Source organism: Fuscibacter oryzae, from assembly GCF_016765795.1.
Classification (GTDB): Bacteria; Pseudomonadota; Alphaproteobacteria; order Rhodobacterales; family Rhodobacteraceae; genus Fuscibacter; species Fuscibacter oryzae.
Map to the genome: position 1 here is coordinate 52781 of NZ_JAESVP010000007.1, position 16485 is coordinate 69265.

Genomic DNA, 16485 nt, shown 5'->3' on the forward strand with positions numbered 1-16485 from the left:
AACGGCTAAGAGTTTCTTTAATTGCAAAAGGTTACGCGACGCGACGGCCCGCGACCCATGTGCCGCGCGGCAGCCCGGTTCCCCCGATGCGCGCCACCCGCAACAGGTCGGCCCGCATTCCCGGCGCAATCACACCCCGGTCGTACAGATGCGCGGCGCGGGCGGGGGCAGAGGTGACGGTGGCAACCCCGCGCGGAACGTCGCCCCACAGATCGCCCAGCATCAACCCCGCCAGCAACAGGGCAGAGGGCACATAGTCCGACGACACGATGTCCAAAAGCCCCTCTTCCGCCAGCGTCTTGGCCGCCACATTGCCCGAATGCGACCCGCCCCGGATCAGGTTGGGCGCCCCCATCATCACCGCAATGCCGTGGGAATGGCAGGCCCGCGCCGCCTCGACCGTCGTTGGAAACTCGGCAAAGCTGGCGCCATGGCGGGCCGAAGCGCCGACATGGCCTGCGGTAGTATCATCATGGCTGGCCAGCACCGCGCCATAGCGCCGCGCCTCGGCCACGGCGGTGTCTTCATGCGCGCTGCCCATCTGGGCCGACAGGGCCTTTTGACTGGCGACATGATCGTCAAACTCGGCATCGGAAAAGCCGTGTTTGCCGCAGATGTAATGCTTTAGCTGCGTCAGGTCGCGGAACTGGCGCTGGCCGGGGGTGTGGTCCATCAGGCTGACGATGCCCACACCATCCGCCGGGCCGAACTTGGCCATTTCGGCGATCAGGGTTTCGGAACAGATCTCGGCACGCAGGTGCAGCAGATGGTTGATCTTCAACGCCCCCGCTGCGCGCAGGCCGATGATCTCATCCGCCAGTGCCCGCGCGTATTCGCCATAGTTCGATTTGGTGCGCGACACGACCGAGCCCACGCGCAGCGCGTCAAACACCGTGGTGATGCCGCAACCGGCAAGCTCGGCGTCATGGGCGACGATGGCGGGGGCATGGGGCCAGCCGACCTTGGGCCTTGGCTCGATATGGCGTTCCAGGTTGTCGGTATGTAGCTCGATCAGACCAGGCATCAGCAGGTCGCCGCCCAAATCCTCGGCCCCGGTCGGAACATGGGCGCCGGGGGCAATCTCGGCGATCAGCCCGTCACGGATCACAAGGCTTCCGGTGATGACATCATCGGTCAGAACAAGGCGGGCATTGGCAAGGATCGTGGTCATTTGGGCCTTCAAAGGATTGCGGCACGGGGCCGGAACAGGTCAGATGCGCCCGAACCGTCACACCCGTGTGACAGGGCGGATATAGGGGCAGGGGCATGAAAGATTTCAAGCGATACGCGGTTTATTATGCCCCGCGCCGGGGCGATTTTGCCGAAGCGGCAGCCGACTGGCTGGGCTGGGATGTGGCCACGGGCAAGCCCCGGCTGCAACCCGATCTGCCGGGCCTGCCGCGTGCCTTGGCCGACCTGACGGTAGCCCCGCGCAAATACGGCTTTCACGGTACGATCAAGGCCCCCTTCCGGCTGGCTGAGGGGGCAAGCGAAAGCGATCTGCAAACCGCCACCGCTGGCCTTGCGCGCAGGCTGGCACCGGCGCGGATGCCGGGGCTGCGGCTGGCCTGGCTGGGCGGGTTTCTGGCGCTGATCCCCGACGGGGACGAGGCGGGGCTGACCGCTCTTGGCGCCGAGGTTGTACGCGGCCTTGACGGCCTGCGCGCCCCCTTGACGCCCGAAGAACGCGCCCGGCGCAAGCCCGACCGCCTGACAGTGCGCCAGCGCGAGTTGCTGGACCAATGGGGCTATCCGCATGTGATGGAGCTGTTCCGCTTTCACCTGACCCTCAGCGACGATCTGCCCGAAGACGAGATATTGCCCGTGGCAGAGGTGGCGCAGGACTGGTTCGCCCCCGTCCTGCCCCAGCCCTTCGTGGTTGAGGATCTGTGCCTGTTCGGCGAGGATATGCTGGGCCGCTTTAATCTGATCGGCCGTCATGCGCTGACCGGCTGAAGCGCTGCCAGAAACCGGGCCACGCCATCGGCAAGGGGGCCGTCGTTGCGCACATCCACCACGCGCAGGCCAGCTGGCACCTCGTAGCTGGCACGTTGCACCCGCGCCTCGATGTCTTCGCGCGTTTCGCGGCCACGGGCCAGCAAGCGCTCGATGAGGACGGCAGAGGGGGCGGTGACGCGGATCACCGTAAGGTCAGGGAACCGCGCCGCCGCAGCGGGCAGGGCGGCACGAGAGCCGTTGAACAGCAGCGGACCCTTTGCCATGCCCGCAAGCTCTGCCTCGGGGATCGCATAGTTCAGCCCATGGGCGCGCCAGTGCAGCGCGAACTGTCCCGCCGCCAGCCGCAGGGCAAATTCGGCCTCGGTCACCCCTTCGAACCCTTCGCCGCCCGCGCTTTCGGGGCGGGTGATCACCCGTCGCACCACGGCCAAGTCGGGCCGGGCGGCATGGGCGGCGGCCATCAGCGTATCCTTGCCCGCGCCCGAAGGCCCGACCACGGCATAAAGCGTGCCGGTCATGCCGCCACCGCCGGGCGGAACCCGGTCACATCGACCAGACGGTCGCACACCCGGTCGCGCGCGCCTTCGTCGTGGAAAATTCCCAGAATGGCGGCGCCTCCGGCCTTTGCCTCTTCGATCAGGGTCAGCACCACCTCTCGGTTCGCGGCATCAAGGCTGGCGGTGGGTTCGTCCAGCAGCATCACGGGCCAGGGATGGATAAAGCCGCGTGCGATGTTGACGCGCTGTTGCTCGCCCCCTGAAAAGGTAGTGGGCGACAGCGACCACAGGCGTTGGGGAATGTTCAGGCGGGCGAGCAGCGCCATGGCCCGGTCGCGGGCCTGATCCGCCTGAACACCAAGGGTCAACAGCGGTTCGGCCACCACCTCCACCGTCGGCACGCGCGGCACCACACGCAGGAACTGGCTGACATAGCCAAGGGTGGACCGGCGCAGCGCGATGATCTCGCGCGGTTCGGCGCGAGCGACATCGACCCCCGCCACCATGATCTGGCCCGAAGCCGCCAGATAATTCCCCCAGATCATTCGCATCAGCGTGGATTTCCCCGCACCGGATGCCCCGACCAGCCCCACGCATTCGCCCCGGTCCACACTCAGGGCTGCGCCCTGCATCACCGGAATGACCGCGCCGCCCTGATTGTGCAGCGTGAAGGTCTTGGACAGGTCGGAGATCGCAATCATAGCCATCGTTTCCATTTGAAGAACAAAAAGGTGCCCACGGCCGAAGCGACCATCAGGCCCAAGGCCATCGGGTAACCCCAGGCCCAGCTCAGTTCGGGCATATTGGCAAAGTTCATGCCGTAGGCAGAGGCAATCACCGTGGGCGGCAGGAAGATTACCGCCACGACCGAGACGATTTTCACTGTGGTGTTCTGCGCCACCGAAATCATGCCAAGCGTCAGGTCAGAGGCCATGGCGATGCGGTTGGTCAGAAAGTCGCCGTGCACCTCGAGCGCCTGAATGTCGCGCATCAGCCCTTTGACCACGGGCTTCAGAATATCTGACCCTTCGCCCAACGATTGGCCAAAATAACTGATCGCGCGCTCCAGTGTCAGCAGCGACAGCCGCACCTTGCCGATCAGATCGCTTTCGCGCGACACATCACGCAAGGATTTCGCAAGGTCGCGGTCATTGCCTTCGGCGTGAAACACCTCTTTCGAGATCTCATCCAGCGACTTGCCCGCGCCTTCCAAAAGGTCGGCCAGCCGCCCGATGATCTCTTCCAGCAGCGACAGGAACAGCCGCTTGGGGTCACCACAGCCGGGGCCAACCTTGTCGGCTCGGGTCGGATAGGTTTCGAACGGGCGCGGCGCGTGGTGGCGGATCGTGACCAGCCGATTGGGCATCAGCACAAAGCAGACCGGGCCAGAGATCGGGCTTTTGGTTTCCGACAGGCCCGGCAAAACGACGGTCAGGTAATCGGCCCCATCCTCACGGTAAAGCCGGTTCGAGATTTCAATCTCTTCCATATCCGCCAGCGTCGGCACATCGACGCCCAGATCGCGCACCTTGGCCACCTGTTCCGGCATGGGCCGGTACAGGTCCACCCACAAAGCCTGTGACAGGTCGGTGGACAGGGGAAGCTGGGTAAGTTTCGCGCCATCGGCGGCATAGGCGAAAAGCATGGGTCACACCTGTAGGATCGAGGATACCAACAGTTGCGTATATCCATGTTGCGGATCGTCCAAGACCTGATCGGTCAGCCCCTGTTCCACCACATGCCCCGACTTCATCACCATCAGGCGATGGGCCAGCAGGCGGACCACGGCAAGGTCATGCGTGACGATGATCACCGACAACCCAAGGTCTCGCACCAGACCGCGCAACAGATCCAAGAGGCGCGCCTGCACGCTGACATCAAGGCCCCCCGTTGGTTCATCCATGAACACAAGGCGCGGGCCGGTCACGAGGTTGCGCGCAATCTGCAACCGCTGCTGCATCCCGCCTGAAAACTGGCGCGGGCGGTCGTCAATCCGGTCGGCGGCAATTTCCACCCGGCCCAGCCAGTCGGTCGCCTTGTCGCGGATGTCGCCATAATGCCGCGCGCCCACAGCCATCAGCCGCTCACCCACATTGCCACCGGCGGTCACGCCCATCCGCAACCCGTCACGCGGGTTCTGGTGAACATAGGCCCAGTCGGTGCGGCCAAGGCGGCGGCGGTCGGGTTCGGCCATTTGCAGAACGTCACGGGGGCCTTGGGCGGTTTCGAATATCACCTTGCCGGTGTCGGGAGTTTGATGCCCGGCAAGGCAGGACAGCAGGGTGGATTTGCCCGAGCCAGACTCGCCCACGATGCCCAGCACTTCGCCGGGATAAAGGTCGAACGCCACATCGGCACAGCCGATGCGCGGGCCGTAAAGCTTGGTCAGGTTACGGACGGAAAGAAGGGGTTGGGTCATTCTGCGGCCTCCTCGGGCGCACAAATTCCTTCGAAGGAATTTGCAATTTTCTTGGAAGAAAATTGCGGCTCGCCCAACCGGCCAACATGCCCCTCTTCGCGCCGCGTGCGGCAAAAGTCGGTGTCGGAGCAGACGAACATCCGCCCGCCCTGATCGTCGGTGATCACCTCATCCAGATAGCTTTCGCCCGCACCGCACAGGTCGCAATCATGCGGGGCCTTGCTGGGTTCGAACGGGTGGTCGTCGAAATCAAGGCTGACGACATGGGTAAAGGGCGGCAGGGCATAGATGCGCTGCTCGCGCCCCGCGCCGAAAAGTTGCAGGGCGGGGCTGTTCGACAGTTTCGGGTTGTCGAATTTCGGGATGGGCGAGGGGTCCATGACATAGCGCCCCTCGACCTTGACCGGATAGGCGTAAGAGGTGGCGATGGCGCCATGCCGCGCGATGTCCTCATAGAGTTTGACGTGCATCAGGCCGTATTCCTCCAGACTGTGCATCTTGCGCGTCTCGGTCTCTCGCGGTTCCAGAAAGCGCAGAGGCTCGGGGATCGGTACCTGATAGACAAGGATCTGGTCCTTGGTCAGCGGTGCCTCGGGAATGCGGTGGCGGGTCTGGATCACGGTCGCCTCGGACGTCGCCTCGGTGGTGGCAACCTGCGCCGTGCGCTGGAAAAACTTGCGGATGCTGACCGCGTTGGTCGTGTCATCGGCACCCTGGTCGATCACCTTCAGCGTGTCCTCGGGCGTCAGGCAGGCCGCCGTCACCTGCACCCCGCCGGTGCCCCAGCCATAGGGCATCGGCATCTCGCGGCTGGCAAAGGGCACCTGATAGCCGGGGACCGCCACGCCCTTCAGGATGGCGCGGCGGATCATCCGCTTGGTCTGTTCGTCGAGATAGGCGAAGTTATAGGCTTGGTCGGTCATGGGGTGGCCTCCGCGATGGCGGCAAGGATGGTGTCAAGCACGCCTGGCAGGTTCGTCAGAATGTCAGTGTTCCAGAAATGCAGGACGGTCTGGCCCTGGGCGCGCAACCAGGCGTCGCGGGCCATGTCGGCGGCATCGCCGTGCTGGCTGCCATCGGCTTCAACGATCAGACGCGCGTCGGCGCAGTGGAAATCCACGATGAAGGGGCCAAAGGGCACCTGACGGCGGAATTTATGACCACACAGGCGACGGTCCCGCAGGGCTAGCCATAGGGCGCGCTCTGCCTCGGTTGGGCTTTGCCGCATGGCGCGGGCGAAACTGGTTTGGCGGTCGTTCTGGCGCATGTTTTGCCCCCTCACCCTGACCCTCTCCCCCGAGGGGAGAGGGGATGTCGCTCTCTGGGCAGGTTGAGCGCAGGATGGTAAGCGAAGGGTTAATGGCACTGTCCTAACCCTCGGGGCGCATCTCCCTCTCCCCTCGGGGGAGAGGGTTGGGGTGAGGGGGCAGGGTATCATTCCGCAGCCTCCTTCTGTGTAAGGGCCTTACCTCGCAGTCGCCGGATCAATTCCATCTCGCTTTGGAAATCCACATAATGCGGCAGCTTGATATGCTCCAGAAACCCGGTCGCCTGCACGTTGTCGCTGTGCATCAGCACGAATTCCTCATCCTGCGCCGGGGCGCCGATGAAATCCTCGCCCAGCTCCTGCCAGCGCAGGGCGCGGTCCACCAAACTCATCGCAATCGCCTTGCGTTCGTTCTGGCCGAAGGTCAGGCCATAGCCGCGGGTGAACTGCGGGGGTTCGGTTTTTGAGCCCTTGAACTGGTTGACGGTTTCGCATTCCGTCACCTCGACCTCGCCGATGCAGATGGCAAAGCCCAGCTCGGGGATGTCACATTCCACCGCGACCGTGCCGATGCGCAACTCGCCCACGAAGGCATGGGTGCGGCCATAGCCGCGCTGGGTGGAATAGGCCATCGACAGCACAAAGCCCTCATCCCCCCGTGTCAGCGCTTGCAGGCGCAAGGGGCGGGTGGTGGGCAGGTCCATCGGTTCGCGCGTCAGGTCGGGGGGGGTGGCGTCCGACGCGGGTTCAACCTCGATCATGCCGTCGCGGTTCAGGAATTCGGTGATATGGGGCACCGGGGCAGGGGCGCTGGGCAGGGCAGCGGCAGGGGGAAAATCACCCCCCTCGGCGGCCAGTTTGAAATCCAGCAGGCGGTGGGTGTAGTCAAACGTCGGCCCCAGAACCTGACCGCCAGGCGCATCCTTGAAGGTTGCCGAAATCCGGCGGATCGGCGCCATGGCGGCGGTGTCGATCGGGGCCGATCCGCCAAGGCGCGGCAGGGTGGTGCGGTAGGCGCGGATCAGGAACACCGCCTCGATCAGGTCACCCCGCGCCTGCTTGATCGCCAAAGCGGCAAGACCGGGGTCGTAAAGCGAGCCTTCGGCCATCACCCGATTGACTGCCAGCCGCAATTGCTCGCGGATCTGGGCGACCGACAGTTCGGCCACTCCAGGATCACCCCGCCGCTCTTCGGCCAGCCAGCCATGGGCGTTGTCGATGGCGCGCTCGCCACCCTTGACGGCGACATACATCAGATGTCCTCCACAATGGTGGACCGGGGCAGGCCCGCCAGATGGCTGCCACACGTCAGAAAACAGTCAAACCCCAAGGGGAACAGCGCGCGATTGGCGCGGAAGGCGGCGGCTTCGGGTAGGGACAGTTGGGCCGTACCGTCGATGCCGGGGCCGGAAAGGCGCGGGCCGGTGGCGGTCAGCGCAGGCATCTCGATGATCAGCGTGGCGGCGCGGTCGGGGTATTCCGCCGTGCCGATGGCAAAGCGGGGGATGGGCTGCAAAGCCGCCCAAGTGCCGATGGCAAAGGCCGCGCCTTCCGCGCCCACCACCGGCGCGCCTGTATGAAAGGCCAGCCAGTCGCGTAAGGCGGGCGCGTCATGCCCGCCGGCCAGATGCACCGGCGTGGTGCCGTCCAGCAGGGTCAGCGCCAGAATGGCGGCAGCGGGCGACAGGGGGGCGGGGCCATGGCCACCCTCAACGGTCACAATCGTGCCGGGGCGCGACAGGGCGGTCAGCGCGGCGCGAAACGCGCGGGAGGAGTGCTGCGGCGGAGCAGTAAAGCCGCCCATCAAGGCCTCGGGCGTCATTGATCCTCTCCCCTGACCAGCGTGAAGAATTCCACCTTGGTGGCGGCGGCCTTGGCGGCGCGGGTGGCGCGGCGGGTGGTTTCCTCGGCCGCCAGCGGGTCCAGCAGGTTCGCACGGGTCTGCGCCGCCAATGGCCCTTGCAGCAGCGCATCGGCAATCGCCGCGCGCCGCGCATGGTCCTTGTCGCGGCCTTGCACCCAGGCATGGCCAACGCTGCCGTCCGCCAGTCGCAGGCTGCACCGGGTGACCGTCATTTCCCCCAGATTGAAGGGCGCCCCGGTTGCCCCGGTGCGGCCCCGCACCATCACCGCCCCCACCTCTGGTGCGCGCAGCACATCATGCGGGGGCAGGGGCGAAGGCATCAGCGCGGCCAGCCTGCCGGCCGGGGCGCGGGCCAGAAGGCCCATCCATTCCTGTCGCTGAGAGGGGTCGGGCGTGGTCATCGACATCTTTCCGGGGTTGTCTAGTGATCTATACAACTATACAAATTGATAACCTGCCCGACGAGTCGCCGGTGCGAAGATTTGATGAAATCTGTGTGACAGCATGACCCGCTCTCCTCTTTGGAAAGAAATCGCCGCCACGCTGGAGGGCGAGATTGCGCGCGGCCATTTCCCCTCTGCCACCCGCCTGCCGACCGAGGCAGAGCTGTCGGCGCGCTTTGGCGTCAACCGCCATACAGTGCGCCATGCGCTGGCCGATCTGGCGGCACGGGGGCTGGTGCTGGCGCGTCGCGGGGCGGGGGTGTTCGTCACGGGCCAGCCGACTGAATATCCGCTGGGCCGCAGGGTGCGGTTTCATCAGGCGATTACCGCGCAGGGCCAGACGCCTGAGCGCGAGATCACCCGCATCGAAACCCGCCCTTGCGATGGCGAAGAGGCCGAGGCGCTGGGCCTGACAGTGGCCGACCTTGTGCATGTGGTTGAAGGGGTTTCGCGCGCCGATGGCCAGCCGCTGGCCGCTTTCCGCTCGGTCTTTCCGGCCGCCCGCCTGCCGGGCCTGCCAGAGGCGCTGCGCGCGGTGCCCTCGATCACGGTGGCGCTGAAGGCCTGCGGCGTGGCCGATTATACCCGCGCCCAGACCCGGCTGACCGCCAAGACCGCCCGCCCGATGCTGGCGCTTGCCCTGCGCCTGCCCGACGGCGCGCCGGTCTTGCGCAGCGTAGCGATCAACGTGGATGAGGCCGGGGTGCCGGTGGAGTTCGGCACGACATGGTTCGCGGGGGACCGGGTGACGCTGACGGTGGGGGCGGGGTAGGGGTCATATAGCCCGCTCACTCTGGCGAAGGCCATCGCCTTCGCCATGCGGTGCAGGGGCAATTTGCACCGCCGGGCCCATAAGGTCCGGCCAGCGCCCGCCCCGCCATCGGCGGGCGCTTCTCGCCCGCCGGGGCAGGCGCTGGCCTCTCGTCGTACTGGCTGAGCCGACGCTTGTGGACCCCGCACAAGCGGGCGGGGAAACGCCTTCGCGTTTCCTGATCCGCCCGGACGCCGGTTGCATGGCGGTCGGGCCGGGCACCGCAATCTGCGGCTGAATTCAAATCCGAATCGTCACACCGCCGTTGCAGGCAAAGGTTATCCACAGCCTCACCCCGACCACCCGAGGCCAGTATGTCGCCCTTTCTGCCCCCCATCCGCCTAACCGGCGCAGAGATTCTGATCGACGGGCGGCTGGAACGCCGTGCCCTGTCGCTGGCAGAAGGCCGCATTGTCGATGCCGCCCTGCCGCAAGTGGATCTGTCGGGCTATCTTTTGCTGCCCGGCATCATCGATCTGCATGGCGACGGGTTCGAGCGTCACATCTTTCCTCGCCCCAGCGCGCCCTTCCCGATCCGCTCAGGCCTGATCGGCACTGATCGTGAGGCGGCGGCCAATGGCGTCACCACCGCCTTTCTGGCCCAAAGCTGGAGCTGGGAGGGCGGCGCGCGCAGCCCCGATCAGGCCGAGGCGCTGTTGGCAGAGGTGCAGGCCTATCGTGACCATGCGCTGGTGGACCTGCGCGTTCAACTGCGCGCCGAAACCCATATGGTGGCCGAGGTGGACAGGCTGGCGGCGGCGGTCAAGCGGTTTGGCGTGGGCTATGTGATCTTCAACGATCACTTGGGCGAAGGTTTCCTGATGCGCCGCCGCGATCCGGCGCGCTTTGGCCATTGGGCCGCCAAGATCGGCCTGGGCGCCGACGACCTCTTGGCACGGATGGAGGCCGCCCGTGCCCGCGCCCGCGAAGTGCCCCGCGCCCTGTGCCAGTTGGCGGCAGAGTTTGACCGGCTGGGCGTGGTTTACGGCAGCCATGACGACCCTGATGCCGAAACCCGCGAATTCTATAGCATGATTGGCGCAAGGGTGGCCGAGTTTCCGACCCGCCGCCGCGCCGCCGCCGCCGCGCGGGCGGTGGATGATCCGGTGCTGATGGGCGCACCCAATGTGGTGCGGGGCGGCTCGCAAGCCGGGAATATTGGCGCGGAAGAGCTGATCCGTGAAGGTCTGTGCGATGCGCTGGTGTCGGATTATCACATTCCCGCGCTGGCCATGGCCGCGTGGTCGCTGGCTGATCGGGGCGTGCTGTCCTTTGCCCGCGCCTGGGCGCTGGTGTCGGAAACCCCTGCGGCGATCTTGCGGTTGGCGGACCGGGGGCGGCTGGTGCCGGGCCTGCGCGCCGATCTGGTGGCGGTGAACAAGGAAACGCGGATGGTCGAACTGACCATATCGGGCGGCAGGCTGGCCTATGCGGCCGGTGTGGCCGCGCGGCGGCTGATGGCAGAGCCGCAGGTGGCGCGGCTGGCGGCGGAATGATCAGCCGCCGTATTTCTCCAAAAACGCCTCGGCCTTCAGCGCCCTGAAATCCGCCAGCGCCGCGCGCAGCCGGTCATGGCCCCAATCCCACCACGCCAGCGCCAGCAGCCGGTCAATCACGGCTGCGGGGAACCGGGCGCGGATCGGCTGGGCGGGCACGCCGGCCACAATCATGAACGGGCTGACATCCTTGGTGACCACCGCCCCCGATGCAGCAATCGCCCCGATGCCAAATGTCACCTCTGGCTTGAGAATCACGCCATGGCCGATCCAGCAATCTGCGCCCAAAACGGTGCGGCGGGCCGCGCGGGCGGCGAAAAACTCGGTGTCATCCTGCGCATCGTCCCAGTAATGGCTGGAGCGATACAGGAAATGGTGCTGCGCCGCGTTCTGCCATGGGTGATCGGTCGGCCCGATGCGGGTAAAGGCGGCGATATTGGCAAAACGCCCGACCGTGGTGTTGGCCACATCGGCATAGCGGTCGCAATAGGCGTAATCGTCGAAATGGCTGTTCAGCACGCGCGACCCGCGCCCGATTTCCACATAGGTGCCAAAGGTGGAATTGCTGACCTCGGTCTCGGGGTGCAGAAACGGTTCGGTGGGTGACAGGCGGGGCATGGGGTTCTCTTGTGGTTGCCCCTCACCCTGAGCCTCTCCCACAAGGGGAGAGGGGAGGCGCGGTTGGGGCAGGGCGGAAGGGGGACAAAGGGGGCGATCTCCCTCTCCCCTTGGGGGAGAGGGCCGGGGTGAGGGGGGCGCGCTATTCCCCCTTGATCAGTTTCCTGCGTAGCCAGCCTGACAAGCTGTCCATCGCCATGACCATCCCGATGATCAGCAGGACGTAATAAGCCACATCTTCCCAATCCTTCTGGGTCTGGATGGCCTGGGTCAGCAAAAGCCCGATCCCGCCACCGACGATGGCCCCCACCACGGTGGCGCTGCGGGTGTTGGATTCAAGGAAATAGAGCACCTGACTTAACAACACCGGCAACACTTGTGGCAGCACGCCCCAGCGCGCGCGCTGAACGGTGTTTGCCCCGGTTGACCGGATGCCATCAACTTGCTTTTCGTCAATGTTTTCCAGTGCCTCCGAGAAGGTCTTGCCAAAGCTGCCGGTGTCGGTGACCAGCATGGCCAAGGCCCCTGTCATCGGCCCCGGCCCGAAGGCGCGGCTCAGGATGATCGTCCAGATCAGCGCATCGACCCCGCGCACGAAATCGAACACCCGGCGCAGGGCAAACCGCACCGGCGCCAGCCGGTTCATGTTGCGCGCGGCCAGAAAGGCCAGCGGCAGCGATACGATGGCCGCCCCCATGGTGCCAAGGAAGGCCATCAGGATCGTCTCGCCAATCGCCCAGACCACATCGCCATGCCGCCACATCTTGTTGGTCCAGAAATCATGGACCATGCCAAGAATGTTCGGCTGCGCTGCCTCAAGCCGCGGTTCCCACAGCGCCAGCGTTGCCAGCTCCCCCCATGATTTGCCAAAGAACGCACTGTCGGGGGTAAAGAAGAACAGGGGCCAGCCCGGCGCATAGCGGAAGGTTTCCACCTTGGAGCGGGTATAGGCGAACCGCCCGTGGCTGGTGGTCACCGAAACGCGGGTATCGGAGGCGTTGATCCAGTCGGGCAGGGGCTGCGGTGCCGTCAGCGTCAGCTTCCCCCCTTCGGGCCGGATGTCGATGGTGCCGTAGCCCGGCACGACATAGCGGGCACCCGTGGCATCATAGGTCACCACATGCCCGGCCCCCAGATCGACGGTGGTGGTATCGCCCTGAACCTTGACCCAATCGGGCAGGTGGCCGGGGGCAAAGGTGCCCTTCGCCTCGCCCTCGACCGCCACTGTCACCGCGCCGGTGGTGTTGTTGCGGGTGACATGGGTTTTATAGCTGACGAAATCGCCCAGCAGGATTTTCGCATTGTCCAGCCGGGCGCGTCCCGCAAGGCCTGCGATGTCGAAGGCGAAGAAGATATAGACCAGATAGGCCAGGATCACCGCAGGCACGGCCAGCGCGATCAGGCGGCGGCGGTGAAAACTGGCCAGCAGGGGCGTGGCGGTCAGGGGGATCGAAACGGTCATCTCAGGCCCCCTTGACCAGACGGTGGCGCAGCCGGTCGGAACATTGGTCGATCAGCATGATGGTCAGGAACAGCAGAAGGAAGATCGCCACCACCTGATCGTATTTCCCGCCCCCCCATTGCATCGCCACCTTCAGCTCATAGCCAATCCCGCCCGACCCGACGAAGCCAAGGATGGCGCTTGCCCGCACGTTCACCTCAAAACGCAGCAGCGCATAAGACAGCCAGTTCGGCGCGACCTGAGGGATGATGCCCAGCCACATCTTTTGCCCCCAGCTTGCCCCGGTCGAAGTCAGGCCCTCCACCGGCTTCAGATCGGTGTTTTCGGCAACTTCGGAAAACAGTTTCCCCATCGCGCCCGCCGTATGCAGCGAAATCGCGATCATTGCGGGCACCGGGCCGGGCCCGAGGATATAGATCAGCACCAGCGCCACCACGATTTCGGGCACGGCGCGAAAGGCATCCAGCAATCGGCGAAACAGCGGCGTCAGGCGCGGCCAGCGCGCAAGGCCACGGGTCGCCAACAGCGACAGCACACTTGCCGCCAGAACGCCCAGCAGGGTGGACACGGCCGCGATATTGATGGTTTCCAAAAGCGAAGGCAGATATTCCCACATCCGCCCCGGAATGGCGGCGCGCTTGGCCCAGGCTTCGGACAGCACTTCGGCCGGGAAATCATCCAGTTGCGCCAGCCCGTTCAGGAAACCGCCCGCATTGCGGTTTTCGGCCACCTGAAAGCCCGATGCCAGAAGGGCGACGAACAGCACCAGCAGCACAAGGCCGTAGACACGCTTTCTGCGCTGCATCGCCAGATAGGGGCCAGCGGGCGGGGCCGGGCGCGGCCCCGGTTCGGGGCCAAAGGAAACATCGACCATGGGTCTGTCCGGGTAAGAGAAAACCGGGCCCTTGGGGAAGGGCCCGGCGGCATCATGTCAGGGGATTACTGCTGGGCTTCTTGCAGCTTGCGGGCAGCGATCACGCCTTGATAGGCGTCCAGCGTCACCGGGATGAAATCCTTGGCTTCACCGGCGGCCACGCCATAGGCGCAGTCCTTGTCGGTTTCCCACAGATCGGCGGTGATCGCGGTCACCTTGTCCTTCACATCCTGCGGCAGGGCAGAGCGCACAACCATCGGGCCTTCGGGGATTTCCTTGGATTTCCAGATCTGCACCAGATCGTTCATATCCACGAGGCCCGCATCGGCGGCCTTGCGGAACGCGCCCGAATTATAGCCGTCTTCCCAGTTGCCCAGACCATCGGCCCACGACACGCCCGCCGCAAAGTCACCATTGGCGACGCCGACGATGGTCTGCTCATGCCCGCCCGAGAATTTCACTTCGCCGAAATAGCTCTTCAGGTCGCCATAGGCTTCGGTCAACTCGGCCGCAGGAACCAGATAGCCCGAAGTGGAGTTCGGCTCGGCAAAGGCGAAAACCTTGCCCTTGGCATCCTCGATCTTGGTGATGCCGCTGTCCTTGCGGGCAAAGCCGAACGAATAATAGCCGGTCGAGCCATCGGCGTTCTGCTTGGTCAGCGCCAGGTCAACCGCCTTGGGGTCGGTCAGGTAGATCTTGGCAAAGCCCGAAGCGCCCAGCCAGGCCATGTCCAGCGTGCCGCCCAAGAGGCCCTGGATCACACCGTCATAATCGGCGGGGGTAAAGACCTTGACCGGAACGCCAAGCGCTTCTTCCAGCTTGGCGCGGTAGCATTCGTTCGAGTTCATGCGGTCCTGGGCATTTTCGCCGCCAAGGATGCCAAGGTTGAATTCCTTGATGCCATCGGCATGGGCGGTGCCCGAAATGGCGGTCGCGGCAGCAAGAACGGCAAGCAGCTTTTTCATCGGTGTCTCCGAAGATGAAAGGCCCCGGTCTGGGGCCGGGGGAAATGGCGTCAGGCCATCATCGACTGGGCGTAGGCGTCATCGCCTTCGGTCCCCAGCGTTTCGATTGCGGTCGAGGTCGCGCCCTCGTTGAACGAGGCATCGGCGCCATAGATGTCGCGGGCGACGCCGGTGGTCAGTTGGTCGGGCGTGCCGTCAAAGACGATGCGCCCGTCGCGCATGCCGATCACGCGGTCACAGTACCGGCGCGCGGTATCCAGCGTATGCAGGTTGGCGATGACCATGCGGCCATCCTCGTCATGGATGCGGCGCAAGCTGTCCATCACCACCTGCGCATTCATCGGGTCAAGGCTGGCGATGGGTTCGTCCGCAAGGATCACCTTGGGGTCTTGCATCAGGGCGCGCGCAATCGCCACGCGCTGCTGCTGGCCACCTGACAGGGCCTCGGCCCGTTTGGCGGCCTGTTCGGCGATGTCAAGGCGTTCCAGAATGGCAAAGGCCTTCAGCACATCATCATCGGGCCAAAAGCCGAACATGCTGGCAAGGGTAGACCGGCGGTTCAGCGTGCCGTGCAGCACGTTCGACACCACATCCAGACGCGGCACGAGGTTGAACTGCTGAAAGATCATCGCGCATTGGCTTTGCCAGGCGCGTTTCGCCCCGCCCTCCAGCGCCAGCACATCGCGGTCATCGAACATCAGGCTGCCGCTGGTGGCATCCGTCATCCGGTTCATCACGCGCAGAAAGGTAGATTTGCCCGCGCCCGACCGCCCGATGATGCCAACAAAGCCCGGTTTCTCGACAGCAAAGCTGACATCATCCAGCGCGGCCTTCTGGCCGAATATCCGCGTGACGGATTTCACCTGCATCAGCATCGGGCAGCCCCCTTGTGGTTGAAGGCTGATTACGGGCGGGCCGTGACGCAGGGGCTGCGGTTTTGTGAAAGTTTTGTGGGGGGGCGACAGCGGGCGCTTCCCGCCCCCCCTCGTGGGGAGAGGGTCTAAGCCTTGTCGCGCACGATGATCGAATTGTTCGCGCCCGGCTTCACCTCAAACCGCGACAAACGGCGCAGCAGGTCGGACAGTTTGGGTGCGCCGTAACTGCGCGAGTCGAAATCGGGATGAATCTGGGTCATCACCTGACCCAACTGGCCCAGCGAATACCAATCCTGATCGGGGTCGATCTTTTTCATAGCGTCCAGCACCAGGGGCTGCGCCTCTTCCGCGGGGCGCTTGGTAGCGGGCGGGGTTGGCGCAGGGGCCGGGTCGGCCTTGCCGCGCGGGCGCTCCGCCTCGGCCGCAGGCTCATCCGCGCCCACTATATTCTCGATCAGCAAAAAGCGGTTGCAGACCTTGCGCAAGCTCTCGGGCGTTTTCGCCTCACCCACGCCGATCACTTGCATCCCCTCTTCCCGGATGCGCGCCGCCAGCCGGGTGAAATCGCTGTCCGAAGAAACCAGCACGAACCCCTCCACCTTGCCCGCGTGCAAAATGTCCATCGCGTCGATGACAAGGCCGATGTCGCTGGCATTCTTGCCCTTGGTGTTGGCCGATTGCTGATGCATCACCAGCCCAAGGTTGCGGGCCTGCTCTTTCCACTGGGTCAGCGCGGTGCTGGACCAATCGCCATAAACCCGCCGCAGGCCGGGGTCGCCATAGGCGGCGATCTCGTTCAAAATCGCCTCGGCATGACGAGCGGGAATGTTGTCGGCGTCGATCAGTACGGCCAGAAAGGGCGCGCGTCCGGCTGGGGTGTCTTGGCTCATAGGCCCTCGCTTTCACGGCCCATCCTGACCGAGGACGCGGGTCTT

19 protein-coding genes are annotated in these 16485 nt (G+C 65.0%); 3 read left to right on the forward strand and 16 right to left on the reverse strand.

The features are described 5' to 3' along the window. Positions 1 to 31: 31 nt before the first annotated feature. Complete coding sequence (locus JI744_RS14145) at positions 32 to 1171, reverse strand: alpha-D-ribose 1-methylphosphonate 5-triphosphate diphosphatase (RefSeq protein WP_202661788.1); 1140 nt, start codon at positions 1169 to 1171, stop codon at positions 32 to 34. A gap of 95 nt (positions 1172 to 1266) precedes the next feature. Here JI744_RS14145 and JI744_RS14150 point away from each other — a divergent pair, with 95 nt between their 5' ends. Next, positions 1267 to 1956: a DUF1045 domain-containing protein gene (locus JI744_RS14150; RefSeq protein ID WP_202661789.1), complete on the forward strand. Its 690-nt coding sequence runs from the start codon at positions 1267 to 1269 to the stop codon at positions 1954 to 1956. Here JI744_RS14150 and phnN read toward each other — a convergent pair. The 9 genes from phnN to phnG form a co-directional block, all read right to left on the reverse strand. Continuing rightward, entirely contained in the window at positions 1938 to 2477 is a 540-nt protein-coding gene (gene phnN, locus JI744_RS14155) for a phosphonate metabolism protein/1,5-bisphosphokinase (PRPP-forming) PhnN (protein WP_202661790.1), read from the reverse strand. The genes JI744_RS14150 and phnN overlap by 19 nt on opposite strands. Beyond that, positions 2474 to 3157, reverse strand: a complete 684-nt coding sequence (phnL, locus tag JI744_RS14160; RefSeq protein WP_202661933.1) for a phosphonate C-P lyase system protein PhnL — start codon at positions 3155 to 3157, stop codon at positions 2474 to 2476. Before phnL ends, phnN begins: the two co-directional genes overlap by 4 nt. After that, entirely contained in the window at positions 3154 to 4101 is a 948-nt protein-coding gene (locus tag JI744_RS14165) for a magnesium transporter CorA family protein (protein ID WP_202661791.1), read from the reverse strand. The genes phnL and JI744_RS14165 overlap by 4 nt, the downstream gene beginning before the upstream one ends. Positions 4102 to 4104: 3 nt before the next feature. After that, positions 4105 to 4875 (reverse strand): phosphonate C-P lyase system protein PhnK, encoded by a 771-nt coding sequence (gene phnK / locus JI744_RS14170; RefSeq protein WP_202661792.1) that lies wholly within the window; start codon positions 4873 to 4875, stop codon positions 4105 to 4107. Next, positions 4872 to 5798 (reverse strand): alpha-D-ribose 1-methylphosphonate 5-phosphate C-P-lyase PhnJ, encoded by a 927-nt coding sequence (locus JI744_RS14175; protein WP_202661793.1) that lies wholly within the window; start codon positions 5796 to 5798, stop codon positions 4872 to 4874. The genes phnK and JI744_RS14175 overlap by 4 nt, the downstream gene beginning before the upstream one ends. Further along, positions 5795 to 6142 carry an endonuclease domain-containing protein gene (locus JI744_RS14180; protein ID WP_202661794.1) on the reverse strand — a complete coding sequence of 116 codons (348 nt, stop codon included), beginning with the start codon at positions 6140 to 6142 and terminating at the stop codon, positions 5795 to 5797. Before JI744_RS14180 ends, JI744_RS14175 begins: the two co-directional genes overlap by 4 nt. 167 nt (positions 6143 to 6309) lie before the next feature. Beyond that, entirely contained in the window at positions 6310 to 7395 is a 1086-nt protein-coding gene (locus JI744_RS14185; protein WP_202661795.1) for a carbon-phosphorus lyase complex subunit PhnI, read from the reverse strand. Further along, positions 7395 to 7964, reverse strand: a complete 570-nt coding sequence (gene phnH / locus JI744_RS14190) for a phosphonate C-P lyase system protein PhnH (RefSeq protein WP_202661796.1) — start codon at positions 7962 to 7964, stop codon at positions 7395 to 7397. Before phnH ends, JI744_RS14185 begins: the two co-directional genes overlap by 1 nt. Next, entirely contained in the window at positions 7961 to 8413 is a 453-nt protein-coding gene (gene phnG, locus JI744_RS14195; protein ID WP_202661797.1) for a phosphonate C-P lyase system protein PhnG, read from the reverse strand. Before phnG ends, phnH begins: the two co-directional genes overlap by 4 nt. A 97-nt stretch (positions 8414 to 8510) precedes the next feature. On the opposite strand from phnG, the gene phnF reads away from it, so the two are divergent. Both phnF and JI744_RS14205 read left to right on the forward strand, forming a co-directional pair. Further along, entirely contained in the window at positions 8511 to 9221 is a 711-nt protein-coding gene (gene phnF / locus JI744_RS14200; protein WP_202661798.1) for a phosphonate metabolism transcriptional regulator PhnF, read from the forward strand. A 353-nt stretch (positions 9222 to 9574) separates the two neighbouring features. Further along, positions 9575 to 10756: an alpha-D-ribose 1-methylphosphonate 5-triphosphate diphosphatase gene (locus JI744_RS14205; RefSeq protein ID WP_202661799.1), complete on the forward strand. Its 1182-nt coding sequence runs from the start codon at positions 9575 to 9577 to the stop codon at positions 10754 to 10756. Here JI744_RS14205 and JI744_RS14210 read toward each other — a convergent pair whose 3' ends face one another. The 6 genes from JI744_RS14210 to JI744_RS14235 all read right to left on the reverse strand — a co-directional run bounded on the left by JI744_RS14210 (position 10757) and on the right by JI744_RS14235 (position 16440). Beyond that, positions 10757 to 11374 carry an LbetaH domain-containing protein gene (locus tag JI744_RS14210; RefSeq protein ID WP_202661800.1) on the reverse strand — a complete coding sequence of 206 codons (618 nt, stop codon included), beginning with the start codon at positions 11372 to 11374 and terminating at the stop codon, positions 10757 to 10759. It abuts the gene before it with no gap. Between the two features lie 142 nt (positions 11375 to 11516). Continuing rightward, on the reverse strand, positions 11517 to 12836 hold the full coding sequence (gene phnE / locus JI744_RS14215; protein ID WP_202661801.1) for a phosphonate ABC transporter, permease protein PhnE: 1320 nt from the start codon (positions 12834 to 12836) through the stop codon (positions 11517 to 11519). A gap of 1 nt (position 12837) precedes the next feature. Beyond that, positions 12838 to 13710 carry a phosphonate ABC transporter, permease protein PhnE gene (gene phnE, locus JI744_RS14220; protein ID WP_202661802.1) on the reverse strand — a complete coding sequence of 291 codons (873 nt, stop codon included), beginning with the start codon at positions 13708 to 13710 and terminating at the stop codon, positions 12838 to 12840. Positions 13711 to 13775: 65 nt separating this feature from the next. After that, positions 13776 to 14675, reverse strand: a complete 900-nt coding sequence (phnD, locus tag JI744_RS14225; protein ID WP_202661803.1) for a phosphonate ABC transporter substrate-binding protein — start codon at positions 14673 to 14675, stop codon at positions 13776 to 13778. A 50-nt stretch (positions 14676 to 14725) separates the two neighbouring features. Beyond that, complete coding sequence (phnC, locus tag JI744_RS14230) at positions 14726 to 15544, reverse strand: phosphonate ABC transporter ATP-binding protein (RefSeq protein WP_407927600.1); 819 nt, start codon at positions 15542 to 15544, stop codon at positions 14726 to 14728. Between the two features lie 131 nt (positions 15545 to 15675). Continuing rightward, positions 15676 to 16440, reverse strand: coding sequence for an NYN domain-containing protein (locus JI744_RS14235; protein ID WP_202661804.1), 765 nt, complete (start codon positions 16438 to 16440; stop codon positions 15676 to 15678). Positions 16441 to 16485 lie beyond the last annotated feature (45 nt).